Source organism: Promicromonospora sp. MEB111 (assembly GCF_030209445.1).
Classification (GTDB): domain Bacteria; phylum Actinomycetota; class Actinomycetes; order Actinomycetales; family Cellulomonadaceae; genus Promicromonospora.
Genome location: NZ_JARVSD010000005.1, coordinates 17,991 through 42,581 on the forward strand (window position 1 = coordinate 17,991; position 24,591 = coordinate 42,581).

A 24,591-nucleotide genomic window follows, 5' to 3' on the forward strand; every position below is an offset into this window, starting at 1 on the left:
GAAGGAAGTTGCCGAAGTGCTGTGACATCGGCCGGGTCGCCGCGTCTGTAGGGCATGACCGCGACGAAGAGCAGGACCTACGGACTGGCCTCGAACCCCTCGGAGTGGGCCGCGCACCGCCGCGCCGTCGTCTTCTCCGTGCACCGGATGTTCCCCGGGGTGGACGCCGAGCGGGCGGCGACCGAGGGCCTGGGCGAGCTGTGCCGCCAGATCGTGATGCGCGGCGCCGTCGACCGGCCCGCCGTCGTGTGGTGCGAGGCCGCGATAGCGGCCGCCGCACGCCTCCGGGCCGAGGACGGCGTGGCGGCGTGAGCCGGCACAGGTGCGCCTGGGTCCGGGCGTCCCGGCAGCAGCACCCGCGGATGTCGGACGCACAGGCCCGCGGGACCTGTGCGCCCGACGCGAAGGTCAGCGCGTACTGCCGACCTCTGCCACGAACCGAGCGGCGCGTTCGCGCAGACCGGCGATGCGGCGGTCGGTGATCAGCTCACGCACGGCCGGGTCGTTGCCGGCCTCGGTGAACGTGGGCGTGCGCCGCACGTTGCGGGAGCAGGCGAACTCGGTGCAGATCAGCGTCCCGATCGTGTTGCCGTTGCGTCCGGACGCGCCGCCGCGGCGGGCGACGTACAGGGAGACGTCCTCGGTGACGACGACGTCCTCGCACCAGGCGCACACGCCCTTGGTGCGCTTGCCGCCCGCCTTGGCGTCGGCGGCGCGCAGCAGCACCCCGGTCGGTACGCCGTCGAGCTCGAGCACCACGTACGCGGACAGCGGCGCCTTGCGGTCGCGCCATCCGAGGTAGTCGAGGCGCTCCCAGTCGAGGGTGTCGAGGTCGGGGAGGGTCGCCTGCGCGGCCTCCCGCTTGCTCGCGTTCTGGAAGGACGCGCGGATCTGCTTCTCGGTCAGGGGGTTCATCAGGTTTCTCGGCTTCCGGTCGTGCGGAGGCCACCGGCCGGCGTTCACGGTCGCGCGAGTGCACGACGGCGCCACGGTCACCGAAGCGGATCGGTCACCGGGCCGGCGGGCGGCAGGGCAGGGGACGATGCCGCGCCCGCCCTCCGACGCCTGGCCGCAGCGCGCACTACCGCGCGAGCGGTCGGTGCGGTACGGCGTAGTGCCAGGTCAGCGAGCTTTAGCGCGGGTCAGGACGCCGCCCGAGCAGGCCGCGACGGCCGCCCCGCATCCCGCGGTGAATACCCGCATCTCTCGCTCCTCGTGGTGTCCGGTGCGCCGGCCGGGCGAGCTCGCCACACAGCCGACCGCTCGATGCTACGACAACGACCCGGTGTGCCACACGTGCTTTTCGACACAGGCCGAGCCGTCAGGGCCCGTGCGCGGGGTCAGGCCCAGGTAGCGGTCGCCGGGTCGACGCCGTGGGCCCGGGCGTTCGCGTCGACCACGTCGCGGAGCCACTCGGCGAGACCCTGCTCGATGCCGTCGTAGAAGGACCGGAATCCCGGGTCCTCGACGTACGAGCGGGCCAGGCAGACCTGCATCGAGTGCGTGCAGTCGAAGTAGGCCCCCATCGAGGCCCGGTGCCGCTCGGCCAGGACGTTCGCCTGTTCGCTCCCGGGCCGGACGCCGCTGCGCACGGCCGCGGCGAGGTCCGCGTGCAGCGCCCCGAGGGCCTCGACGATCAGCCGCCAGTCCTCGGGACCACGCTCGGCCGACCGTTCGGCGTACTGCGCCCACTGCTCGCTGTCGCCCCAGCGTTCCCGTGCCTGAACCGGCCAGGACGGCTGCCAGGCCGCGCCGAAGATCGCCACCTGCTCCTCGGCGGAGAGCAGCACGCCGGACCGGCGCGCCTCGATCATCCGGTCCAGCGCGTCCGCCGACCGCTGCAGGCGCGCGATGTGCTCGCGCACCTCGTCCCGTTGCCGACGCAGGGACTGCTCGGCGTCGTCGGTCGGCGCGTCCAGGAGCGCCGCGATGTCCGCCACCGGCAGGCCCAGCTCACGGTAGAGGCGCACCCGGTGCAGCCGGGCGACGTCGGCGGCGTCGTAGAGCCGGTGCCCGCCGGTCGTGCGCTGCGACGGGCGGGCGAGTCCCGTCTCGTCCCAGTGGTGCAGCGTCCGCACCGTGACGCCCACGACGGACGCGGCGCCGCCGACGGTCAGCCCGTCCGGCGGCACCGCGTCGGTGGCGCTCGCGTACGTCATCCCGCCCAGTCTCGCAGGCGGATCACACCGCGGGTCCCTCGATCCCCATGTCCCGCAGGTTCTGGGCCACGGCGCTGTCCGGGTCGTACGGCCGGGCGGCCGTCATGACCACCCGCGCGTTCTCGGGCGTGACGACCTCCAGCTCGACCGAGCCCCAGGGCATCGTCCGCGGTCCGGTGGTGCTGCCGGGCAGCACCTTCTCGCAGGCCGCGGCGATCTCCTCGACCTGGTCGAGCACGCACGAGAAGCTCACGCCCAGCGCGGGCGCCTCGCCCGGCCGGCCCGTCGGGACCAGCAGGACGTCCTGGAACGTCCAGCGGCGCAGGTGGACCACCTGGCCGGGGACGGAGAAGAGCTCGAAGAAGCCGAGCCCGCGCACCCAGAAGTCCGTGGACGCGGCCAGGTCGGCGGTGGGCACCGAGACGAACATAGGCATGCCGTAGATGCCGTGGAACGGCTCGGGAGCCCGGGCGTCCGGGCCGGGAACGGGGACGGGGCTGACGTCGAACGCGGGGTAGGTGTTGATCATGACGCCAGGCTGGACCCTCACGCGACGTGAGGTTCAAGTGGCGTCACCGCGTGGGTTGCAGCTCCGCGTCCGGCGTCCGCACGGCCTTCCGCTCGGCGGGGTCGGCGAGGTGGCCCGTCCGCTTGAGCCACCACTCGGCGAGCAGCGTGGTCAGCGGCGGGACCGCCGAGGCCAGCGCCACGAGCGTCCGGAACCAGCCCCACCGCAGCCGCACGGCCGCGATCAGCGTGACCACGACGAAGAGCACGAACGCCCCGCCGTGCAGGCGGCCGAACAGCCACACCCCGGCCTCGGTCGTCTCGGTGACGTACTTGAGGAACATCCCGACCAGCAGTCCGGCCCAGGTGAACGCCTCGATCCAGGCGACGGCGGCGAACAGGCGGCCCAGACGGGACATCGGGGGCATGCGGGATCCTTCCGGAGGATGGTCGGGGTGTGCGCCCAGTCTGCCCGACGCCGGACGGTGCGCCTCAGCCGGGCTGGCGCAGGCGCGACCGGACGGCGACGCCGGCGCAGAGGATGACGGCCGCCCCGCCGAGCGCCGTGGGCCAGCCGATCTGCTCGTGCAGGAGCAGCGCCGCCCAGGCGATGCCCAGCACGGGCTGGACCAGCTGCACCTGGCTGACCTGCGCCATCGGGCCGATCGCGAGGCCGCGGTACCAGGCGACGAAGCCCAGGAACATGCTCACGGCCCCCAGGTAGCCGAACAGCGCCCAGTCGAGCGGCGAGCCCGACGGCGGCTGCCGCACCACCGCGACCGTGGTGAGCAGCGCCATCGGCACCGCGGCGAGCACCAGGGCCCAGGAGATCGTCTGCCACGAACCGAGCTCGCGCGAGAGCAGCCCGCCCTCCGCGTAGCCGAACCCGCACGCGGCCACGGCGGCGAGCAGGAGCAGGTCCGACCCGTGCAGGCCACCGAACCCGTCGCCCTGGACCGAGGCGAACGTGATCGCCGCGACCGCGCCCAGAGCGGCCATCACCCAGAACGACGCCCGGGGCCGCTCGTGCCCGCGCAGCACCACCAGCGCCGCGGTGGCGGCGGGCAGCAGGGCGATCACGACGGCGGCGTGGCCGGCCGACGCGGTGGTCAGCGCGAACGAGGTCAGCACCGGGAAGCCGACGACCACACCGGCCGCGACGACGGCGAGCCGCGCCCACTGGCGACCGCTGGGCCGGCGCTGCCGGGTGATCACGAGCGCGGCCGACGCCAGCACCGCGGCCACGACCGCGCGCCCGCACGACACGAACAGCGGCGACATGGCGCCGTCGCCGACGACCACGCGGGTGAACGGGAGGGTGAACGAGAAGGCCAGCACCCCGAGGAGCCCCCACCAGAGTCCGGCGCGGGAGGCCGATAGCGGGCGGTCCGTCGTGAGGGTAGCGCTACTGTTGGCTGTCATGTATGACGATAGCAGCGGACGGATCGTCGCCGGCCTGCACGACTGGATCGCGGCGGCGGCCCCCGGCGCGCGGCTGCCGTCCAGCAGGGAGCTCGTGGCCCGCTACGGGGCGAGCCCGGTCACGGTGCAGAAGGCGCTGCGCACCCTGGTGGCGCAGGGCGTGGTGGAGACCAGGCCGGGGATCGGCACGTTCGTCCGGGCCGTGCGCGTGGCCCGCCCCCACGACTTCGGCTGGCAGACGGCGGCGCTCGGCCCCCGCCAGCAGCCCGCCCAGCAGCTGTCCCGGGCCCAGCACACCGTCCCGAACGACGTCATCGCGCTGCACTCGGGATACCCGGACCGCGAGTTGCTGCCCGAGCGTCTGGTCCGCGCCGCCTTCACCCGGGCGGCGCGCAGCGAGGCCGCCGTGACGCGGTCGCCCGCCGCCGGGGTCCCGGAGCTGCAGGCCTGGTTCGCGGCCGAGGTGGGTGCCGCGGCGCCCGTCGGCGTCGCGCCGCCCGCGCCGAGCGACGTCGTCGTCTTCCCCGGCAGCCAGAGCAGCCTCAGCATCACCTTCCGTGCCCTGGTCGGTGAGGGCCGGCCCCTGCTGGTGGAGTCGCCCACCTACTGGGGCGCCCTGCTCGCGGCCGACCAGGTCGGGGTGCGGGTCGTCCCCGTGCCCAGCGGTCCCGAGGGCCCGGACCCGGAGGCGCTCGCGCGCGCGTTCGAGCAGACCGGGGCGCGCGCCCTGTACGCGCAGCCCCACTTCGCCAACCCGAGCGGGGCCCGCTGGACGGCCGCGCTCTCCGACGAGGTGCTCCGGCTCGCGCGGCAGCACGGCGCGTACGTGATCGAGGACGACTGGGCACACGACTTCGGCATCGCCGAGGACGTGGTGCCGCTCGCGACCCGAGACGACAACGGCCACGTGGTCTACCTGCGTTCCCTGGCCAAGAGCGTCTCGCCGGCGGTGCGGGTCGCGGGGCTCGTCGCCCGGGGACCGGCCCGCGACCGCATCCTCGCCGGCGCCCAGGCCGAGTCCATGTACGTGAGCGGCATGCTGCAGGCCGTCGCGCTCGACGTCGTGACCCAGCCCGCCTGGCGCACCCACCTGCGCGGGCTGCGCCAGCAGCTCGCGGGCCGGCGTGACCTGCTGCTCGGTGCGCTGCGGGAGCACGTCCCGGAGGCGCGCGTCGAGTCGGTGCCCCGGGGCGGCCTGAACCTCTGGGTGCGGTTCCCCGACACGACGGACGTCGCCCGCCTGGTCCGGGACTGCGAGGCGGCGGGCGTGATCATCGCGGCGGGCGACGAGTGGTTCCCGGCCGAGCCGACCGGCGCCTACCTGCGGCTCAACTACTCGGGGCCGAACCCGGGCGCGTTCCCGGAGGGCGCGCGCGTGATCGGCGAGATGCTGGCGCGGCAGCAGGGCTGACGGAAGCGCTAATTGGCCGGCAGCGTCCGGGCCCAGCTCACCCCACGCCGCACCCATGTGCCGAGCTCGGCCTCGGTCGCGACGGCGTCCGCCGGGACGTCCAGCCAGCCCGCCATCACGCGGGCGCCCATCACCGCGCGCTGGGCCGCCGTGGTGCGCGCCAGCTTCTCGGCGTCGTCGGCCCCGACCCGGACCAGCAGCCCGTCGCCGCGCACCGCCACGGCGAGGTTGCCGCCCACCAGGAACGACAGCCCGCCGAACATACGCCGCTCGGACAGCCCGTCCTCGCCGGCCAGGGCGTGCCGGATCTCGTCGGCCAGCTCCAGGTCGTAAGCCATGCCGACGAGGCTACGCCCGGTCCGGCCGCTCCAGCCGGAAGAGGCGTACCACCCGGCCGGACGCCCGCTCGTACTGGCGGTAGCCCGGCCACTGCCTCTCGATCTGCGCCCAGACCGCGTCGCGCTCGCCGTCCTCCACGAGCGTCGCGCGCACCGGGATGCGGCGGCCGTGCACGCTGATGCTCGCGTCCGGGTGGGCCAGCAGGTTGTACGTCCACGCGGGGTGCCGGCCCTGGGCGAACGCCGAGCCCGCGACGATTCCCCGGCCCCGCCCGTCGGGCGTGTACATGAGGTAGGTGTCGCGCCGCTTGCCCGACCGCGCCCCGGTCGAGTGCAGCACCAGGGACGGCACCAGCAACGCGCTGATCTGCAGCCGGCCGCCGGAGGCCCAGGCGAGCGCGCGCTCGGCGGGCGGCAGCACCACGGGGCCGGCGGCGCGGAAGAGCCGCGTGCGCGTCAGCGGTGCGACGAGGGAGCGGACGGCGTGCAGCAAGCTGGCCATCTGTCCATGATCTGACAACGGGAGGCAGCCGGCAGGACGAGGCGGGGTACCGTCGCGACCGGCGCTCGCTCGCGCTTCCCCACCCGACGCCGCTGGAGGAGTCATGACCATCACCCACGAGTCCGTCGCCACGCCGGACGGTGTCGTCGCACCGCGATTCCGCCCTCCGGCCGGCGCCTCCAGCGCCGCCGCCGTCTCGCTCGACGGCGAGTGGCGGTTCCGGTTGTTCCCGCGCCCCGACACAGGCGTGGACCGTGCGGAACCCGGCGACGACTGGGACCGTGTGTCCGTACCCGGGCACTGGCAGCTCGCCGGAGCCCCGGACGCCTGGCCATACGGAACGCCCGCCTACACCAACGTCCTGTTCCCGTTCCCGGTCGAGCCGCCGCACGTGCCGGACGACAACCCGACGGGCGAGTACCGCACCACGCTGCGGCTGCCCGCCGACTGGCCGGACGGCGGCCGCACGCTGCTGCGGTTCGAGGGCGTGGACTCCTGGTTCCAGGTGGCGCTCGACGGCGAGCTGCTCGCCACGTCGCACGGCTCTCGCCTGCCCACGGAGATCGATCTCACGGGTCGGCTGCGGCAGGGCGGCGAGCACCTGCTGGCCGTCCGCGTCACCCAGTGGTCGGCCATGTCGTACATCGAGGACCAGGACCAGTGGTGGCTCTCGGGCATCTTCCGCGGCGTCACGCTGGAGCACCGCCCGGACGGTGCCCTCGACGACATCCGTGTGCATGCGGACTACGACCACGTGACCGGCGTCGGCACGCTGCGCGTGGACGCCGCGACGATCCTGCCCGGCGCGGACGCCGTCGCCGCGCGGGTCGTGGTGCCGGAGCTGGGCGTCGAGGGAGCGGCTGGCGAGGAGCTGCGCGCGGCCGTCGAGCCGTGGAGCGCCGAGCGGCCGCGGCTCTACGACGTCGTCGTCACCACGGACACCGAGACGGTGACGCTCGCCGTCGGCTTCCGCACCATCTCGATCGAGGACGGCGTGTTCCTCGTCAACGGGCGGCCCATCAAGCTCCGTGGCGTCAACCGGCACGAGTTCGACCCGCTGCGCGGGCGCTCGGTGACACCCGAGCGGATGCTCGAGGACGTGCTGCTCATGAAGCGGCACCACATCAACGCCGTCCGGACGAGCCACTACCCGCCGCACCCGCACTTCCTCGACCTGTGCGACCGCCACGGGCTCTACGTCATCGACGAGAACGACCTGGAGACGCACGGGTTCGAGGTCGACGGCTGGGTCGGCAACCCGGTCGACGACCCCGAGTGGACCGAGGTGCTCGTGGACCGGGTGACCCGGATGGTGCGCCGCGACGCCCATCACGCGAGCATCATCATGTGGTCGCTCGGCAACGAGGCCGGGGTCGGCCGCAACCTCGCCGCGATGGCCGGCGCCATCCGCACGCTCGACCCGGCACGTCCCGTCCACTACGAGGGCGACCGGTCGAGCGACCACGTCGACGTGTACTCCCGGATGTACGCCGAGAGCGAGGAGGTCGATCTCATCGGCCAGGGCATCGAGCCGCCGTTCGAGCGCGCCGACGCCGACGTCCGCCGCCGGGCCATGCCGTTCCTCCAGTGCGAGTACGCGCACGCGATGGGCAACGGTCCGGGCGGCCTCGCCGACTACGACGCCCTCTTCGACCGGTACCCGCGCCTGCTCGGCGGCTTCATCTGGGAGTGGATCGACCACGGCCTGACCCGCACCGACGACGACGGTGTCCTGTTCTCGGCGTACGGCGGCGACTTCGGTGAACGTCTCCACGACGGCACGTTCATCGCGGACGGCCTGCTCCTGCCGGACCGCACGCCCTCGCCGGGGCTGCTGGAGACGGCGGCGGTGTTCGCCCCGATCCGCATCGACGCCCGGGACGACGGCTCGCTGCTGGTCCGCAACCGTTACGTCTTCAGGGACACGAGCCACGCGGAGCTCCGCTGGACGCTGCACCGCGGCGACGAGGAGCTCGCGGCCGGGACCCTCGAGCTGGCACTCGACGCCGGTACCGAGGCCGTCGTCCGGCCGCCGGCGGACCTCGCCCTGCCCGAGCCCGGCGACGCGCCGGTCTGGTGGACGTTGCGCGCGGTCCAGGAGAAGCCGGACGCGCTCGAGGACGGGTGGCTGGAGCCTGGCTTCGTGCTCGGCGCGGGTCAGCTCCTTCTCGTGGAGCCTGCGCCGCTCGCGGCTCCGGCCGGCCGGGTCACGGTGGAGGCCGACGGCGGGTTCCGGGCCGGTCCGGCCCGGTTCGACAGCCGGGGTGGCCTCCAGGAGCTCGGCGGCCGTGCGGTGCACGTCTTCCGCGCCGACGCCTGGCGGGCCTCGACTGACAACGACCGCCGCCCCGGCCGAGGGGAGCGGTCCGACGCGCAGGTCTGGCACCGGGCAGGTCTGACCCTGCTCGGTGAGCGCATCGCCGGCGTCGGGGTCACGGACGACGGGGCGCTGGAGATCGACGGGCGTGTTGCAGGACCGGCGATCCGTACGGGTCTTGCCACGCGCTACCGCTGGCAGCCGGTGACCGACGCGCCGGACGCCGTGGATCTGATCCTCGACCTCCGGCCGGAGGGTCCGTCGCCGCAGAGCGTCGCGCGGCTCGGCCTGCTGTTGGCCCTCGACGAGCCGCGGGCCGCGGAGGCCGGCGTGCGCTGGACCGGCCTCGGCCCGGACGAGTCGTACGCGGACTCGAAGGTGGCGGCGCTCGGGGGCGCGTGGGAGCACACGGTCGCCGACTGGCAGACCCGGTACACGCACCCGCAGGAGAACGGGGCCCGGCGCGGCGTCACGAGCGCGGCCGTGTCGTTCGCGGACGGCTCCGGGCTGCGGATCGACTCGGGCGAGCTGACCGTCGGGGGCCGGCCGCAGGTCGGGTTCGAGCTGTCGCTGCGGCCGTGGTCCGACGAGGCGCTCGACCGTGCGGCGCACCCGCACGAGCTCGTGCCGGACGGCCGGCTGTGGCTGCACGTCGACGCCGCCCAGCACGGCGTGGGCAGCGCGGCCTGCGGGCCGGGGGTGCTGCCGAACGCCCAGCTGCACGCCGCACCGGTTCGGATGCGGCTGCGTCTCACGGCTCTCTGAGCCGTCCGGGGCGCCCTCCGGAGGCGCTCCGCGAACCATCCCGCCAACCACTCCGTGAGCATCGTGCCCGCCCCGCCCGCCGGGGCGGGCATGATGTATACAAGAGCGGCTGGACAACGACGACGAGGAGAACCGCTGTGAAGATGGGCTTCCGCTGGTACGGCGAGGGCAACGACACCGTGACCCTGGATCACGTGCGCCAGATCCCTGGCGTGGAGACCATCGTGTGGAGCCTGCACCACAAGCAGGCCGGTGAGGTGTGGGAGCAGGCGGAGATCGACGCCGAGATCGCGAAGATCACGGGCCTGTCCGACGCGGCGCGCGCCCAGGGCATCACGAAGACCTTCGACGCCGAGGTGGTCGAGTCCGTCAACGTGCACGAGTCGATCAAGCTCGGCCGCACCGTGCTCGGGCTGAGCCGCGACGAGGCGATCGAGAACTACATCACGACGATCCGCCGCCTGGGGCAGTCGGGCGTGAAGGTGGTCTGCTACAACTTCATGCCGGTCTTCGACTGGCTGCGCACCGACCTGTGGCACCCGCTGCCCGACGGCTCGACCGCGCTGTTCTACGAGAAGGCCGTGGTCGACAAGATGTCGCCCGAGAGCCTGATCGCCGACATGGAGGCCAACACCCACGGCCTGACCCTCCCGGGCTGGGAGCCGGAGCGGCTGGCGAGCTTCAGCGAGCTCAACGCCGCGTACGAGGGCGTGACGCACGACGACATGTACGCGAACTACAAGTACTTCCTCGACGCGGTGATCCCCACCTGCGAGGAGGTCGACGTGAAGCTCGGCGTGCACCCGGACGACCCGCCCTTCGACGTCTTCGGCTGGCCGCGCGTGGTCTCGACCAAGGAGGGCATCGCGCGCGTGCTCGACCTGAACCCGAGCCCGTACAACGGCCTGACGCTCTGCCTGGGCAGCTTCTCGGCCAACCCGGAGCAGGACCCCGTCGACGCGGTCAAGACGTTCATGGACCGCATCCACTTCTCGCACGTGCGCAACATCAAGCACTTCGACAACGGGGACTTCACCGAGGTGGCGCACCGCGCGTGCGAGGGCAGCGTCGACACCACCGGCATCATGAAGGCGTACGCCGAGGCGAACTACCAGGGCTACATCCGGCCCGACCACGGCCGCCACCTGTGGGACGAGAACACCACGAACAAGCCTCGCCCCGGGTACGGGCTGTACGACCGGGCGCTGGGCATCCAGTACCTCCTCGGCGCCTGGGACGCGTACCGCTACCAGGCGTGATTCCTGGCGGACGGGCACCCGCGCTGCCATGATCCAGGGATGGTGAGCAGCGCAGGGTCCAGGGCCGGCGACGGGTCCGCGTCCGGCGGCGGCGCGTCGCCGGACGCCGCGCCGTCGGGGGTGGCCGTCGCGCCGTCTGGGGTGGCCGTAGCGCCCGACGTCGCGCCCGGGCCGCCGACCGCCGTCGACGGGCCGGCGTATGCCTCGTGGGGACAGCGCGTCGTCGCGGCGATCCTCGACGACGCGATCCTGGCCGGTGTCACCTGGCTGGCGCTCGGCGTGGGGTTCGCTCCCGTCACGCTCACACCCGTGCTCGGCGCGGCCGGCACCGAGAGCTGGTCGAGCGGTCCCCTGGTCCTCGTTCCGGTCGCGGCCCTCGTGGCCCTGCTGGTGCTCCAGGCGCTGACGGGCTGGACCCCGGGCAGGCTCGTGACCGGCATCAGGGTGGTCCGCGAGGACGACCACCGGCCGGCCGGGCTGTGGCGGACGTCGGCGCGCTGGGTGCTGCACGTGCTCGACGCGATCCTCCTGATCGGCTACCTGCGACCCCTCTGGCACGCGAGGCGGCAGACCTTCGCCGACTCGATCGTGCGGACCGTCGTGGTGCGCGAGGTGCCCGACCTCCCGCGGCGGTCGCGCGTCGCCGTGCACGTGGCGGCGGCAGTCACCTGCGTGCTCGGGATCGGCTACTGCGTGCCGATCAGCAGCGGGAGCGGTGAGAGCCTGGTCGGCGAGCCCCTGTGCGAGCTGGAGCACGCCGGACCAGCCCTGACCGGCGGAGAGATCACGCCGGCCGCGTCCGTGTCGATCAACCGGGAGCGCCGGCTGTGGACCGTCCGGGAGACCCGTTCGGTGAGCCCGGGCGCGACGATCGCGTGGGCCAGCGACCCGTCGGCGCGCGACACCGGGTACCGGGTCGAGCTCGACGTCCGGCCGGGAGCCGGCGAGGAACCGATGGTCTCCCGGTCCTGGGACATCGGCACGGGCAGCGTCGACGCCCGGGAGGACGACGCCGGGTTCACGCACACCCGGACCATCTCGGCCGACGAGGACCGGCACGACGCCGAGGTCAACCTCACCGCACCGGGCTCCGACCTCGACGTCGCCGCCGGCACGTGGTTCGACGTGCGCGTCCTCGCCGACGGCGAGGAGCTCGCGGCGTGCGGCGGCGCGGCGGCCTGGACCGCGCCCTAGCCGGGCGCCCTCTACCCTGGCCGCATGACCGCGACGCAACCGCGTGAGATCGTCGTCCACCCCGCCAACGAGGTGTCGTGGGACGACCTCCAGGCGGTGTTCGGGGAGCGCGGCACCCCGCAGTGGTGCCAGTGCCAGTGGTTCAAGTTCACCAACGCGGAGTTCGACGCCCTCGGCGGCCCGGAACGGCAGCGCGCGCTCGCGGAGCAGACCGGGTGCGGGGACGCGCAGGCGGCGTCGACCACCGGACTCGTCGCCTACCTGGACGGTGAGCCCGTGGGCTGGTGCGCCGTCGAACCGCGGACCGCGTACCCGCGGCTGCGTACGTCCCGCCTGGTCTGGACCGGCCGGGACGAGGACCGCGACGACGCGACCGTGTGGTCCGTGACCTGCTTCGTCACCCGGAAAGGCCACCGTCGGCAAGGGATCGGGACCGCCCTGGCACGGGCCGCGCTCGGCTTCGCGCGGGACCGCGGCGCGACGGCGGTCGAGGGCTACCCGCTGCTGCCCCGTCCCGACGGGAAGGTGGGGAGCGGCGACCTCTACGTCGGAACCGTCGGCATGTTCGAGGCCGCCGGATTCGTCGAGGTCAGCCGGCCCACGGAGCGGCGGGCCGTGATGCGGGCATCGGCCGGGACCGCGCCCTAGCCGGGCGGCCCGGCGGAAAATCCCGTGGCCCGAGGCTCCGGCACGGTCCACCCTGGATCGTATGGAACCCACGGAGCACGACGCCGAAGCGCCTCCAGCGACCCGGTGGACCGGGTCGACCGTCTTCCCCGACATGTGGGTGGACCCCGACGACGACCCCCGCGAGACCGACGTCCCGCCCGGCGACGAGCGCGCCATGCTGCTCGACTACCTCCGCTACTACCGGCTCACCCTGGAGCTCAAGTGCACGGGGCTCGACGCCGAGCAGCTCGCCCGCCGGTCCGCGCCGCCGTCCACCATGTCCCTGCTCGGGCTGGTGCGGCACCTCGCCGACGGGGAACGGCACCTGCGGCGGGTGATGGCCGGTGAGGACGCGCCGCCGCTCTACCGGACCGACGACGACCGCGACGCCGACTGGAACGGCGCCGTCGCGGACCCGGCCGTCGCCCAGGACGCCTGGCGGCAGTGGCACACCGAGATGGCGGCCACCGACCGCTACCTCGACACCGTCACCGACCTCGAGAGCTGGAACGTCGGCGCCTCCGACCTCGGGCCCGACGGCGGGGACCTCCAGCTCCGGGACGGCATCGTGTCGCAGATCGTCGAGTACGCGCGGCACTGCGGGCACGCCGACATCCTGCGCGAACGCATCGACGGGCGCGTGGGCCAGTAGGCGCCGTCGGTCCCGACCTGGCGCCCGGTCCGGCTACAGGCCACGCCCGCCCGCGGGTGATGTCCGGGCCGACCCCCGTCGGCCGCTTGCGCCCGCGCACCACGGTGGCAGTGTGGAAAGGGTCCGGTGCTCCCGACGGGAACCCGCCGTGCGGTTGCCGGTGATCACGAAGGAGTGAGACAGCCATGGTCAACGTACGAAATGTGTTGCCGACGTTCGCGGCGAACGACATCGACGCGGCGCGCGCGTTCTACGCCGACACGCTCGGGCTGAGCGTGTCGACCCTGGACGAGGGGGCCGGCATCGTGCTCGACCTCGGCGACGGCGCCGCCGTCTTCGTCTACCAGAAGGACGACCACGTCCCCGCGCCGTTCACCGTCATGCACCTGACGGTCGACGACGTCGACGAGGTGGTCGACGAGCTCGCCGCCCAGGGCGTGACCTTCCAGCACTACGAGGGTTTCGACCAGGACGAGAAGGGCATCGTGCGCGGGTTCATGGAGGGCGGCGACGGCGCCTGGTTCACCGACCCGGCGGGCAACATCATCGGGCTCGCGGACGGCGGCGGGATGGAGGCCTTCCTCGAAAATCCCGGCGGCTGACCGCGCCGCCTGGGTAGCATCTGGCGCCATGTCACCCACGTTCGTGCTGGTCCACGGCGCCTTCGCCAACTCGTTCTCGTTCGCGCCGCTGCAGGCCGAGCTCGCCCTGCACGGGCACCGCTCCGCGGCGGTCGACCTGCCCGGCCACGGGTTCGAGGCCACCTACCCGGCCGCGTACCAGGCGCCGCAGGACCTGGCCGGCCTCGCCACCACGCCCGGCGCCATCAAGGGCGTGACCCTCGCCGACAACGCGGCACGCGTCATCGAGGTCCTCGAACGTGCCAGGAAGAACGGCCCGGTGATCCTGGTCGGCCACAGCAGGGGCGGCATCACCGTGACCGCCGTCGCCAACGCCCGCCCCGACCTGGTCGACCGCATCGTCTACGTCTCCGCCTGGGCACCCGTCGACCTGGAGGTGGGCGCCTACTACGCCCAGCCCGAGATGGCCGACGTCGACGCGGGGGCGCTCGCGGCCGTCGTCGCCGGCGACCCGGCCGCGCTGGGCCTGCTGCGTGCGAACTTCCGCACGGCCGACCCGGCGGTGCTGGCCGGCCTGAAGGAGGCGTTCCTCGCCGACGGTACTGACGACGAGCTCCGTACGTTCCTCACCACGTTCCAGCCGGACGAGAACCTCGACGTGGGCACGTCGGAGGACCGCGCCCAGGCGGAGACCTGGGGCACGATCCCCCGCTCGTACGTGCGGCTGGACGCGGACACGAGCATCCCGCCCGCGATGCAGGACCGGATGATCCGGGAGGGCGACGCGCTCACGCCCGGCAACCCGTACGACGTGCACACCCTCGCGTCCAGCCACCTGTCGTGGCTGGTCCGGCCGCGCGCGGCGGCCGAGGTGCTGGCCGGCTTGGCGGCCGGGCTCAGCGAGACGCCCGCAGCAGGCTGAGCTGGAGTGCGACGGCCCCGGTGACCCGGGGCTCGTCGTCGGTGGCGAGCAGGTCGAGCAGGGCGCCCCGGAGCACGGCGAGGGCGAGCGTGCGGCGCGCCGCTCCGTCAGGGGCGTCCCGCTCGGGCGCGGGCTGGCGAGCGGCCAGGACCCCGAGCCAGTCGTCCACCGTGGTGCGTGCGAACCCGGCCCACGGCCCGTCGGGTTCCACGAGCGAGCGGGCATAGGCCTCGGCCCACAGGCGCAGCAGCGGCCGGCGCTCGGCGGCGGCCAGCCAGGACCAGACCAGCTCGACCGCTCCGGCCAGGTCCGCGGGCGCCCTGCCGTCGGCCCGGTCCAGGCGGGCCAGGAACCCGAGCTCGTCCTCGCGCGCCCGGCGCAGGAGCGCCTTGATCAGGCCGTCCTTGCTGCCCCACAGGAACATCAGCACGCGCGGGCTCGACCCGATGGCCGTGGCCAGGGGGCGCAGGGACAGGTCGGCCAGGCCGTTGGCCAGCGCGTACGCGTACGCAGCCTCCAGCAGCTCGACCTGGCGTGCGGACGGGCCTGGTTCGGCGTCGGGCATGCGGTTAGCCTAGTGCCACTGAAACAGTCGTGTCAGTAGCCAGCGGGAGGACAGCATGCAGCAGCAAGACCGGCGGCCCGAGGTGCACGTGCGTCGCGCCGACCAGCCCGGCGACCTGGGCTGGGTGGTGATGGCGCACGGCGAGACCTACCACCGCCAGTTCGGCTGGGACACGGCCTTCGAGGCCCTCGTCGCCCGGATCGTCGCCGACTATGCCGCGGACCACGACCCCCGCACCGAGGCGGGGTGGATCGCCGAGGTGGACGGCGAGCGCGCCGGCTGCGTCTTCCTGGTGACGGGCGACGAGCCGGGTACCGCCAAGCTTCGGATCCTGCTGGTCGCGCCCGAGGCCCGCGGGCTGGGACTGGGCCGGAGCCTGGTCGAGGAGTGCCTCGCGTTCGCGCGGGCTGCCGGCTACGAGCGCGTGACCCTGTGGACCAACGACGTGCTCGCCTCGGCGCGGCACATCTATGAGGCCGTGGGCTTCACGCTCGCCGACGAGGAACCGCACCACAGCTTCGGCCACGACCTGCTGGGCCAGAACTGGGTGCTGGACCTGGCGCGGGCGGGGTGAGGCGCCGGTCTCCGGCGGGGGTGTGGCCCGACCGGAGTCGTCACGCCGGAGAGATGCGCAGGGTCGCGGCGCGGGCTGTCCGGCCGACGGCGAAGGAGGCGGGCGCCCCGTACCTGCTCCGGTACGCCGCGTCCACCGCTGGCGCGGCCTCTGGCGCCGCGGGCTCGAAGCGGACCGCGACGGTCTCGCCGGCCACGCGCACGCGTCCCTCGCCGTGGCGGATCGCGGCGCGATACCACTGCGACGTCGTGCCCCGCTGCGACCGGACGTAGAGCTCGCCGTCGACGAGCACCATGCCGACCTCGACCTCAAGGGCGTCCGGGCCGGCGGGGCCGGCCGAGAGGTGCAGGGAGAACGCGTCGCGGAGCACCGCCTGCGTGGCTGCGGTCCAGGGCGCCGTCACGCCGACTCCGTGGCCGCGCTCGTTGCCTCCGCGGACGCTGTCCACGAGGCCAGGATGCGCAGCGCCTCGTCGGACGGCGACCCCGCCTCGGCGGTGAGCACCATCAGCCGCTGCCCGCTGCCGTCCGGGCTGGACCAGGTGTCGCAGTCGAGCGTCAGGTCGCCGACCACGCGGTGCCGGTACTGCTTGGTGCCGTACGTGGCACTGTTCACGCGGTGCTCGGCCCACCAGCGGCGGAAGTCGGGGTCGGCCACGGCGAGCTCGCCGACGAGCCGGGCGAGCTCGGGGTCGTCGGGGTCGGCGGCGGCTTCCATGCGCAGCGCGGCGACGGCGTCCCGCGCGTCGTGCTCCCACCGGACGTTGAGCGCGCGAACGGTCGGGTCGGTGAAGAGCAGGCGGACGTAGTTGCGCCGCGGCGCGGGGATCTCGCCGAAGTCGACGAAGAGGGCGACCGCCGCGGCGTTCCAGGCGAGGACGTCCATGCGCTTGCCGAGCACGATCGCCGGCGTGTCGGTGAGCTGGTCGAGCAGCCGCCGCATCGCCGGGCGCAGGGCCTGCCGGGCACGGCGGCGACGGGGCCGGGCATCGGCCTTGCCGGCGACCTCGTAGAGGTAGCGCTGCTGGTCCTCGTCGAGGCGGAGGGCCGACGAGAGCGTGGCGAGCACCGAGGCGGACGCGGCGACGCGACCCTGTTCGAGGCGGGTGTAGTAGTCCACGCTGATCGCCGCGAGCTGGGCCACCTCCTCACGGCGCAGCCCGGGCACCTTGCGCCGGGACAGGGTCTCGGGGAGGCCGGCGGCGTGGGGATCGAGCTCGGCCCGGCGGGCCTTGAGGAACGCACCGAGCTCTTCCGGATCGACGGGTGGGGTCATACGGACCATTCTGCGAGCGTGCGGGACGGCGTGGGAGGGCAGGATCCTTCCCCGGGAGGAACCCGACGCTGTTGCGGAGCGAGCGAGCGGCACAACCTGGTCGCATGAACCGAACAGACGTCATCTTCGACAGCGCCGGCATCTCCCTCGCCGGCCACCTCTACCTTCCGTCGTCCGACGCCGCCGCCCCGGTCCCCGCGGTTGTGGTCGGACACCCCGGGACCGGCGTCAAGGAGCAGACCGCCGGGACGTACGCGGCGCGTCTGGCCGAGCAGGGCTTCGTCACCCTCGCCTTCGATGCCGCCTACCAGGGCGAGAGCGGTGGGCTGCCGCGCGGGCTCGAGGATCCCGCCCACCGCGTCGAGGACCTCAAGGCGGCGGTCTCGTACCTCGCCACCCGCCCCGAGGTGGACGCCGGGCGGATCGGGATGCTCGGCATCTGCGCCTCGGGCGGCTACGGCATCGCGGCGACGGCGGGCGACCACCGGGTGCGAGCACTGGCCACCGTGAGCGGCGTCGACGTCGGGCGCCAGTTCCGCGAGGGTGCCGACGGGTCCCAGCCCTCGACCGTCGTCCAGGGGATGCTCGACGCCGCCGCGGTCGCCCGTACCGCCGAGGCGCGCGGCGAGGGCACGGGCATGTTCCCGGTCTTCCCGGGAACCGCGGAGGAGGCCCGGGCGCTCGGCGGCCGGCACGGCTTCGAGGGCTTCGAGTACTACCGCACGGAGCGAGGCGCGCACCCGCGTTCCGCCACGGAGTTCACCTGGTCGAGCGTCGACCGCATCGCGACCTCCGACCAGTTCCGGTTCGTCGGCCTGATCGCGCCGCGACCGCTGCTCGTCGTCCAGGGGACGGAGGCGGTGACCAAGCACATGGGCACCCTCGCCTTCGCCGAGGCGCACGAGCCCAAGGAGCTCCACTGGATCGAGGGCGCCAGCCACGTCGACCTCTACGACAGGCCCGGGTTCGTCGGACCGGTCGTCGAGAAGCTGACCGGGTTCTTCACCCAGGGGCTCGCTGCGGCGTAGCCGCAGCGTCTCCCACGCCGTGGTCGGCGGCCCGCCAGGTCACGGGGAGCCGCTCGGCGTGCCGCACCCACGCCGAGGACGCCCAGGGCAGGTCACCGGGTGACCCGGTCAGCTGCACGTCCATGTGCCGCAGGAGCTGGTCGACGGCGGTGCGGGCGATCAGCCGGGCCAGCCGGGGTGCCGGGCAGGCGTGCGGCCCGGTGCCCCAGGACAGGTGGGAGCGGTTGTCGACCTCGTCCCACACGTCGCCGGTGTGCACGGCCGGATCCCGGTTCGCCGCGGCGATCGCCAGGACCAGGGCGTCGCCCTTGCGGATCCGGTGCCCGCCGAGCTCCATGTCCGTGAGGGCGAACCGCGGCGCGGGCGACTGGGCGATGGGGGACCTGCGCCACAGGACCTCGTCGAGCGTGCCGTCGAGCGTGAGGCGGCCGCCGGCGACCCGGGCGGCGAGGCTCCGGTCCGCCAGGATCTGGTGCAGCGTCTGCGTGATCCACGCGGTGAGGAAGATGGCCGCCGCGCTGACGGGCACGATCGCGCTGCTGGCGATCTCGCCGTCGTGCGCGAAGTTCTTGTGGACCGCGAGGTACGAGACCAGGTCCTGCCCGCCGTCCTCCCGCCGCTGGCGGATGTGCTCCAGGACGATCGCCGCGGTGTTCGCCTGGGCCTGGGCGACCTGGTCGCCGTCGCCGCTCACCAGGGCCGCGGCGTCGGCCATGAGCATGGCCCCGGTCTCCAGGTCGAACCCGAGCGTGGTGGTCATCGCGAGGAACCCGATGGGCCGGCAGTAGGCCTTGACCAGGTCACCGCTCCCGGACGGGCCCATCCGGTCGATGACGCGCTCGCACATGTCCGTGGTCCGCTCGCGGACCACCCGCTCGTCGAGGGCGGCCAGGGCGTCGTCCAGCGGCTCGCGCAGCCGCTTCCGCTCGTCGCCGTCGTGGTAGAAAGCCGTCGGGCGCGGCTCCGCCGGGGTGTAGGTGCCGATCGCCGTGCCGGCGGGCAGCAGGTTCTCGGCGTTCCACCGCCAGTTGGCCGCGTTCCTGCTGAAGTCGAACTCGGAGCGCATCACGTGACAGTTCTCGGAGTGCCCCAGGACCAGCCACGCCGGGATCACGACGTCGTCCTTGCGCTCGATCTCGATCGGCGCCACCGGGCCCCACTGCGCACGCAACCGGGCGTAGTGCTCCTGGGGGTCCGGGCTGCTGGTGATCTCGGTCAGGGAGGTGAGCCCGGTGTGGCTCTCCAGCGAGGCCGTGCTCCGGGTCGTCTGCGGGATCATGGGCGACATCTGACCACGATCGTCGGGCGCGCCGGAAGGCCTCAGGATTTCTCATCTCGAACACTGGTCACCGTCTCGGGCCGCTTCTGCCGGGCGAAGCGGGCCGGCAGGTCGGGCCCGTCCCACACCTGGATGGCACGCCAGATCGACGCTGCGACCGGCACGGCGAGGACGGCGCCGGTGATGCCGGCGAGCACCGTGCCCGCGGTCAGGGCGAACAGGATGACGAGCGGGTGCAGGCGCAGGGTCCGGCCCATCACGATCGGCTGGAGGAAGTCGCCCTCGAGCTGGTTCACGGCGATGACGATCGCGACCACGACGAGTGCCTCGACCGGCCCGACGGCGACGAGCGTGACCAGGGCCGCGAGGATGCCGGCCACCGTGGCGCCGACCAGGGGGATGAACGCGAGCAGGAAGACGAGCACGGACAGCGGGACGACGAGCGGCACGCCCACGATCGCGAGGCCGATCCCGATGCCGATCGCGTCGACCAGCGCCACGATCGCCGTGCCGCGCACGTAGCCGCCGAGCGTGCTGACGGTTGCGCTGCCCACGCGCTGCCCGCGTTCGTAGCGATGGCCCTCGAAGGGTCGCAGCAGGAACTCCCACATCGCCGGCCCGTCCTTCAGGAAGAAGAACAGGACGACGATCATGATGAAGAAGCCCGCGATGAAGTCGGCGGTCTGGGAGACGCCCGCGATGGCGCCGGAACCCACGGCGTCGGACTGCAGCAGGTTCAACGCGGACTCCCGCACCGACGCGATCTGCTCGTCGGTGATGTCGAAGGGCAGGTCCTGGACGTAGGCCTCGAGGGAGTCGAAGCCGTCGAGCGCCTGCCGGACCAGCTCGTCCCACTGGTCCACGACGGCCCGCACCACGAGCCACACGATCGCGGACAGCAGCGCGACCAGGGCCAGGAGCGCGACCCACGTCGCCAGCAGCGAGGGCCACCCGCGGCGGCGCAGGAACGACACCAGCGGGGAGATGGCTGCCGCCAGCACGAGCGCGATGAGCACGGGGATGACGACGAGGGTCAGGCGGGTGCCCACGTACCCGAAGACGACGACGACCGCGACGACCGCGAGGATCTGCAGCGACCGGGTGCCGACGCGGCCGAACCCGTCGGACCACAGCCGGGACGCCGGGCTCCGGGCGGGCTCGGCAGACTGCTCCAGGGTGACTGGGCGGGCGGGGGGCGGTGTACGTCGGCCGAAGAGACCCATCGCCTGTCCTCCTTGTGCGGCTGGTACCGACCGTGCCGACGCTAGTGCGGTCGCGCCCAGGTCGCGAGACGTGACCGATGAATCTCCTGGTCGAACCAGGTCTACGGATGGTCTCGTTCTCGTCCGACCCTCGTCCACCCAGGAGCTGTCATGCGACTGCTGCTCACCTCGGCAGGCATCAGGAACTCGACCATCCGCGACGCGCTGCTCGGTCTTCTCGGCCGGCCGGTCGCCGAGTGCCGCGCCCTCTGCATCCCGACGGCGATGTACGGGCACCCCCAGGTGGGACCAGGAACCGGGGCGTGGAGGTTCATCGCCGGCCGGTCGGACGAGCCCATGACCGAGCTGGGCTGGAAGTCCGTGGGCGTCCTGGAGCTCACCGCGCTGCCCTCGATCGACGAGCAGCACTGGGTGCCGCTGGTCCGGGACGCCGACGTCCTGCTCGTGTCGGGCGGCGACGCCCTGTACCTGAGCCACTGGATGCGAGAGTCCGGCTTCGCCGGGCTCCTGCCGTCGTTGACCGAGACGGTGTACGTGGGGATGAGCGCGGGCAGCATGGTGCTGACACCGCGCATCGGTCAGGACTTCGTCGAGTGGACGCCCCCGTCGGGCGACGACACCACGCTCGGGGTCGTCGACTTCTCGATCTTCCCGCACGTCGACCACCCGATGCTGCCGGAGAACACGATGGCGGCCGCGGAGAAGTGGGCGGCCGGGCTCGGCGGTCCGGCTTACGCGATCGACGACGACACCGCCATCGCGGTGGTCGACGGCGCGGTCGAGGTCGCTTCGGAGGGGCAGTGGAGGTACCTCAACGGCTGAGCCGGCGGGGACGGCCCGGCTCGGGCCCGGTCCGTCCCCGCCTCGCCCAGCCCCTGACCTCGGCCTACTCGGCGAGCTGGGCCTGCAGCGCGACGCCGTCCATGAGGTACCACATGTGCTTGAACCGGCCGTCGACGACCTCGTAGAACGCGGTCTCGGCGAAGGTCACGGTCGCTCCGGTCGGTGCGAGACCGTTCCACTCCGCCACCGGGGTCCCGGTGTCGACGAGGCGGGCCGCCACATGGGTGCCGTCGACCAGGAGCTCCTGGAGCTCCCAGGACAGGTCGGGGACGGCATCGGTGTGCCGGCGGAACTCGGCCACCATGTCGTCCCGGGAGACCGGTGTGCCGTTCATGATGACCTCGTCGTGCGCGAACTCGTCCATGCGGTCGAAGTCGCGGTTGTTCGCCAGCTCGATGTAGCGGCGGTAGAAGTCGCGGAGCTCGTCGGGGGTCATCCCTGCGGTCTGCGGCGCCGTTCCTGTCGTGTCAGTGCTCATGCCGACAAGTCTTGCTGCGCGTCCGCCGCGGCATAAGGGACCGGGCGAGGGGCGTACTGGCAGGGCCACCCTCCGCCTCGCGGGCCCGTGATACGACTGGGACGTGGTCGTGAACTCCCGAGAGCTCGCCGGCAGCCTGCGCGTGTGGCGCGACAGGGTGTCGCCCGCCGACGCGGGACTGTCCGCGGGCCCGCGGCGGCGCGTTCCGGGCCTGCGCCGTCAGGAGGTCGCGGAGCTCGCGGGTCTCTCGGTCGAGTACCTCGCCCGCCTGGAGCAGGGTCGGGCCGGGCAGCCGTCGAGCTCGGTGCTGATGTCGCTGGCCCGGGTGCTCCGGCTGTCCGACCAGGAGCGGAGGCACCTGTTCCGGCTGGCGGACCAGGCCGAGCCGCTGCCGGGCCAGATCAAGCGCCACATCACACCCAGCGTCCAGCGCATCCTGGACCGTCTGACCGACACGCCCGTCACGGTCGTCGACGCGTCGTGGCAGTGTGTGCTCTCCAACGCCATGGGCTACGCGCTGACCGGTGACACGACGGCGCTGCCGCAGCGGGAGCAGAACCTCGCGTGGACCACGTTCATGAACACGCCGACCCGGTACGTGCGCACCGACGAGGAGGAACGGCTCCTACGCCTGGAGGTTGTCGCCGACCTCCGCGAGGCGTGGGTGCGCTACCCGCAGGACACCCTGCTGCGTGGGCTCATCGCGGAGCTCCAGGACGTGAGTCCCGACTTCGCGGAGCTGTGGGCGAGGCGGGTGCCGCCGCAGCCCGCCCCGGTGAGCAGGACTTTCCTGCACCCCGACATCGGGCCGATCACCCTCGACTGCGACATCCTCACCGTCCGGGACAGCGACCTGCGCCTGCTCGTCTACACGGCCGGACCCGGCACCGAGGCCGCAGGGCAGATCGAGCTCCTCGCGACGATCGGCGTCCAGCGGTTCGGCTGACCGGTACGGGTCTCGTCGTGAGCGACGAGCAGTGGAACGACATCTTCCGCTCGGTGCGAGACGCGGGCCACGGTCCCTGGATCTGTCCGGTGTGACCTCCGGCGTCCCAGGTCAGCCCAGCGCCTCGTCGACACCAGGGCTCACACCTGCATGTCCACGAAGCGCTGGTAGTGGCCCTGGAACGCGACCGTGATCACGTCGGTGGGGCCGTTACGGTGCTTGGCCACGATCAGGTCGGCCTCGCCGGCGCGCGGCGACTCCTTCTCGTAGGCGTCCTCGCGGTGCAGCAGGATCACGACGTCGGCGTCCTGCTCGATGGAGCCCGACTCACGGAGGTCCGACATCTGCGGCTTCTTGTCGCTGCGCTGCTCGGCGCCACGGTTGAGCTGCGAGATGGCGATGACGGGCACCTCGAGCTCCTTCGCGAGCAGCTTGAGCGACCGCGAGAACTCGGAGACCTCCTGCTGACGCGACTCGACGCGCTTGCCGGACGACATGAGCTGGAGATAGTCGATGACCACGAGCTTGAGGTCGTGCTTCTGCTTGAGGCGCCGGCACTTGGCCCGGATCTCCATCAGCGACATGTTGGGCGAGTCGTCGATGAACAGCGGCGCGTCGGAGACCTTGCCCATGGTGGCGGCGAGCTTCTGCCAGTCCCCGTCGTCCATGTTGCCGCTGCGCATCTTGGTCAGCGGCACGCGGGCCTCGGCGGCGAGCATTCGCATGACGATCTCGTTGCGGCTCATCTCCAGGGAGAAGATGACGGAGGCCATGTCGTGGTGGATGGCCGCATGAGAAGCGACGTTAATTCCCAAAACGGACTTTCCCACGGCCGGCCGGGCCGCGACGACGATCATCTGACCGCCGTGCAGGCCGTTGGTCAGCCGGTCGAAGTCGGAGTACCCCGTCGGCACACCGGTGAGCCCCTCGCCGCGGCCCTGCGCGGCGTCGATCTCGTCGAAGGTCGGCCCGATGATCTCGGCGAGCGGCAGGTAGTCCTCGGACGCGCGCCGCTCGGTCACGGCGTAGACCTCGGCCTGCGCGTTGTTGACGACGTCGTCCACCTCGCCGCCGTCGGTGGCGTAGCCCATCTGCACGATGCGGGTGCCGGCCTCCACCAGGCGGCGCATGATGGCGCGCTCGCGCACGATCTTGGCGTAGTACCCGGCGTTGGCGGCCGTGGGCACGCCCGCCATGAGGTCGTGGATGTACGGGGCGCCGCCCACGCGGGCGTGCTCACCCCGACGCTGCAGCTCGGCGACCACGGTGATGGCGTCGGCGGGCTCGCCGCGACCGTAGAGGTCGATGATCGCGTCGTAGATCGCCTCGTGCGCGGGGCGGTAGAAGTCGTTGCCGCGGATCTGCTCGATCACGTCGGCGATCGCGTCCTTGGACAGCAGCATGCCGCCCAGCACGCTCATCTCGGCGGGGACGTCCTGCGGCGGCGTCCGGTCGAGGCCGGGGCTCCCGCCGGAGTAGCTCGACTCGAGCTCCTCGATCGACATCCGCGCCTCCAGCCTTCCTGATCTCGTGACATCCCGTGACGCCCGGGCACACGCTACGCGTGCGTCCGGTCGATGTCCTACACCTGTTCTACTCCTCGCCACCGACACTCTCGGGACATCGGCACCGACACGCCTTTGTGTCGTGCACGACAGTCCCCGGACATCAGACCAGCAAGC

27 protein-coding genes are annotated in these 24,591 nt (G+C 73.0%); 13 read left to right on the plus strand and 14 right to left on the minus strand.

Translation table 11 applies throughout. The annotated features are described in order from the left end of the window. Positions 1–54: 54 nt before the first annotated feature. The gene (locus tag QRN56_RS05100; protein ID WP_285101687.1) at positions 55–312 is read left to right on the plus strand and encodes a hypothetical protein; all 258 of its coding nucleotides are present in this window, start codon (positions 55–57) and stop codon (positions 310–312) included. Between the two features lie 96 nt (positions 313–408). Here the strand turns inward: QRN56_RS05100 and QRN56_RS05105 are convergent, their stop codons facing one another. The 5 genes from QRN56_RS05105 to QRN56_RS05125 form a co-directional block, all read right to left on the minus strand. Next, the gene (locus tag QRN56_RS05105) at positions 409–915 is read right to left on the minus strand and encodes an FBP domain-containing protein (protein ID WP_285101688.1); all 507 of its coding nucleotides are present in this window, start codon (positions 913–915) and stop codon (positions 409–411) included. A 425-nt stretch (positions 916–1,340) separates the two neighbouring features. Continuing rightward, positions 1,341–2,159, minus strand: coding sequence for a MerR family transcriptional regulator (locus QRN56_RS05110; protein ID WP_285101689.1), 819 nt, complete (start codon positions 2,157–2,159; stop codon positions 1,341–1,343). Positions 2,160–2,181: 22 nt separating this feature from the next. Then, positions 2,182–2,688 (minus strand): VOC family protein, encoded by a 507-nt coding sequence (locus tag QRN56_RS05115; protein WP_285101690.1) that lies wholly within the window; start codon positions 2,686–2,688, stop codon positions 2,182–2,184. Between the two features lie 43 nt (positions 2,689–2,731). After that, positions 2,732–3,094, minus strand: coding sequence for a DUF3817 domain-containing protein (locus tag QRN56_RS05120; protein ID WP_285101691.1), 363 nt, complete (start codon positions 3,092–3,094; stop codon positions 2,732–2,734). 64 nt (positions 3,095–3,158) lie between these two features. Next, positions 3,159–4,088, minus strand: a complete 930-nt coding sequence (locus QRN56_RS05125) for a DMT family transporter (RefSeq protein WP_285101692.1) — start codon at positions 4,086–4,088, stop codon at positions 3,159–3,161. Here QRN56_RS05125 and QRN56_RS05130 point away from each other — a divergent pair. Then, the gene (locus QRN56_RS05130; RefSeq protein ID WP_285101693.1) at positions 4,087–5,499 is read left to right on the plus strand and encodes an aminotransferase-like domain-containing protein; all 1,413 of its coding nucleotides are present in this window, start codon (positions 4,087–4,089) and stop codon (positions 5,497–5,499) included. The two genes, QRN56_RS05125 and QRN56_RS05130, sit on opposite strands and share 2 nt — an antisense overlap. A gap of 8 nt (positions 5,500–5,507) precedes the next feature. Here QRN56_RS05130 and QRN56_RS05135 read toward each other — a convergent pair whose 3' ends face one another. Both QRN56_RS05135 and QRN56_RS05140 read right to left on the minus strand, forming a co-directional pair. Then, positions 5,508–5,837, minus strand: coding sequence for a TfoX/Sxy family protein (locus tag QRN56_RS05135; protein ID WP_285101694.1), 330 nt, complete (start codon positions 5,835–5,837; stop codon positions 5,508–5,510). Positions 5,838–5,847: 10 nt separating this feature from the next. Next, a complete protein-coding gene (locus tag QRN56_RS05140) occupies positions 5,848–6,339 on the minus strand; it encodes a nitroreductase family deazaflavin-dependent oxidoreductase (RefSeq protein WP_285101695.1) in 492 nt (163 codons plus the stop codon). Positions 6,340–6,442: 103 nt separating this feature from the next. Here QRN56_RS05140 and QRN56_RS05145 point away from each other — a divergent pair, with 103 nt between their 5' ends. From QRN56_RS05145 to QRN56_RS05175, 7 genes are all read left to right on the plus strand, one after another. Beyond that, positions 6,443–9,421: a glycoside hydrolase family 2 TIM barrel-domain containing protein gene (locus tag QRN56_RS05145; protein ID WP_285101696.1), complete on the plus strand. Its 2,979-nt coding sequence runs from the start codon at positions 6,443–6,445 to the stop codon at positions 9,419–9,421. 143 nt (positions 9,422–9,564) lie between these two features. Then, the gene (locus QRN56_RS05150; protein ID WP_285101923.1) at positions 9,565–10,680 is read left to right on the plus strand and encodes a mannonate dehydratase; all 1,116 of its coding nucleotides are present in this window, start codon (positions 9,565–9,567) and stop codon (positions 10,678–10,680) included. A 39-nt stretch (positions 10,681–10,719) separates the two neighbouring features. Then, complete coding sequence (locus QRN56_RS05155; RefSeq protein ID WP_285101697.1) at positions 10,720–11,874, plus strand: RDD family protein; 1,155 nt, start codon at positions 10,720–10,722, stop codon at positions 11,872–11,874. A 24-nt stretch (positions 11,875–11,898) separates the two neighbouring features. Next, positions 11,899–12,522: a GNAT family N-acetyltransferase gene (locus QRN56_RS05160; RefSeq protein WP_285101698.1), complete on the plus strand. Its 624-nt coding sequence runs from the start codon at positions 11,899–11,901 to the stop codon at positions 12,520–12,522. A 61-nt stretch (positions 12,523–12,583) separates the two neighbouring features. Continuing rightward, the gene (locus tag QRN56_RS05165) at positions 12,584–13,195 is read left to right on the plus strand and encodes a DinB family protein (protein ID WP_285101699.1); all 612 of its coding nucleotides are present in this window, start codon (positions 12,584–12,586) and stop codon (positions 13,193–13,195) included. A 185-nt stretch (positions 13,196–13,380) separates the two neighbouring features. After that, positions 13,381–13,797, plus strand: a complete 417-nt coding sequence (locus QRN56_RS05170) for a VOC family protein (RefSeq protein ID WP_285101700.1) — start codon at positions 13,381–13,383, stop codon at positions 13,795–13,797. Positions 13,798–13,825: 28 nt separating this feature from the next. Then, complete coding sequence (locus QRN56_RS05175) at positions 13,826–14,698, plus strand: alpha/beta fold hydrolase (protein WP_285101701.1); 873 nt, start codon at positions 13,826–13,828, stop codon at positions 14,696–14,698. Here QRN56_RS05175 and QRN56_RS05180 read toward each other — a convergent pair. After that, positions 14,673–15,263, minus strand: a complete 591-nt coding sequence (locus QRN56_RS05180; RefSeq protein WP_285101702.1) for a TetR/AcrR family transcriptional regulator — start codon at positions 15,261–15,263, stop codon at positions 14,673–14,675. The two genes, QRN56_RS05175 and QRN56_RS05180, sit on opposite strands and share 26 nt — an antisense overlap. Before the next feature lie 55 nt (positions 15,264–15,318). Between QRN56_RS05180 and QRN56_RS05185 the strand changes: the two genes are divergently transcribed. Further along, positions 15,319–15,837 carry a GNAT family N-acetyltransferase gene (locus QRN56_RS05185; protein WP_285101704.1) on the plus strand — a complete coding sequence of 173 codons (519 nt, stop codon included), beginning with the start codon at positions 15,319–15,321 and terminating at the stop codon, positions 15,835–15,837. Between the two features lie 40 nt (positions 15,838–15,877). Here the strand turns inward: QRN56_RS05185 and QRN56_RS05190 are convergent, their stop codons facing one another. Next, a complete protein-coding gene (locus QRN56_RS05190; RefSeq protein WP_285101705.1) occupies positions 15,878–16,240 on the minus strand; it encodes a DUF2255 family protein in 363 nt (120 codons plus the stop codon). Continuing rightward, complete coding sequence (locus QRN56_RS05195) at positions 16,237–17,112, minus strand: helix-turn-helix domain-containing protein (protein ID WP_285101706.1); 876 nt, start codon at positions 17,110–17,112, stop codon at positions 16,237–16,239. Before QRN56_RS05195 ends, QRN56_RS05190 begins: the two co-directional genes overlap by 4 nt. A 104-nt stretch (positions 17,113–17,216) precedes the next feature. Between QRN56_RS05195 and QRN56_RS05200 the strand changes: the two genes are divergently transcribed. Continuing rightward, the gene (locus tag QRN56_RS05200; protein ID WP_285101707.1) at positions 17,217–18,140 is read left to right on the plus strand and encodes an alpha/beta hydrolase; all 924 of its coding nucleotides are present in this window, start codon (positions 17,217–17,219) and stop codon (positions 18,138–18,140) included. Here QRN56_RS05200 and QRN56_RS05205 read toward each other — a convergent pair. Further along, positions 18,115–19,419: a cytochrome P450 gene (locus QRN56_RS05205; protein WP_285101708.1), complete on the minus strand. Its 1,305-nt coding sequence runs from the start codon at positions 19,417–19,419 to the stop codon at positions 18,115–18,117. The two genes, QRN56_RS05200 and QRN56_RS05205, sit on opposite strands and share 26 nt — an antisense overlap. A 41-nt stretch (positions 19,420–19,460) precedes the next feature. After that, on the minus strand, positions 19,461–20,642 hold the full coding sequence (locus QRN56_RS05210) for an AI-2E family transporter (RefSeq protein WP_285101709.1): 1,182 nt from the start codon (positions 20,640–20,642) through the stop codon (positions 19,461–19,463). A 150-nt stretch (positions 20,643–20,792) separates the two neighbouring features. Between QRN56_RS05210 and QRN56_RS05215 the strand changes: the two genes are divergently transcribed. Further along, the gene (locus tag QRN56_RS05215; protein ID WP_285101710.1) at positions 20,793–21,464 is read left to right on the plus strand and encodes a Type 1 glutamine amidotransferase-like domain-containing protein; all 672 of its coding nucleotides are present in this window, start codon (positions 20,793–20,795) and stop codon (positions 21,462–21,464) included. A 64-nt stretch (positions 21,465–21,528) separates the two neighbouring features. Here QRN56_RS05215 and QRN56_RS05220 read toward each other — a convergent pair whose 3' ends face one another. Further along, positions 21,529–21,963 carry an ester cyclase gene (locus tag QRN56_RS05220; protein ID WP_285101711.1) on the minus strand — a complete coding sequence of 145 codons (435 nt, stop codon included), beginning with the start codon at positions 21,961–21,963 and terminating at the stop codon, positions 21,529–21,531. A 103-nt stretch (positions 21,964–22,066) separates the two neighbouring features. Between QRN56_RS05220 and QRN56_RS05225 the strand changes: the two genes are divergently transcribed. Next, on the plus strand, positions 22,067–22,909 hold the full coding sequence (locus QRN56_RS05225) for a helix-turn-helix domain-containing protein (RefSeq protein ID WP_285101712.1): 843 nt from the start codon (positions 22,067–22,069) through the stop codon (positions 22,907–22,909). Between the two features lie 140 nt (positions 22,910–23,049). Here QRN56_RS05225 and dnaB read toward each other — a convergent pair whose 3' ends face one another. Continuing rightward, positions 23,050–24,414, minus strand: a complete 1,365-nt coding sequence (gene dnaB / locus QRN56_RS05230) for a replicative DNA helicase (protein ID WP_285101714.1) — start codon at positions 24,412–24,414, stop codon at positions 23,050–23,052. Positions 24,415–24,591 lie beyond the last annotated feature (177 nt).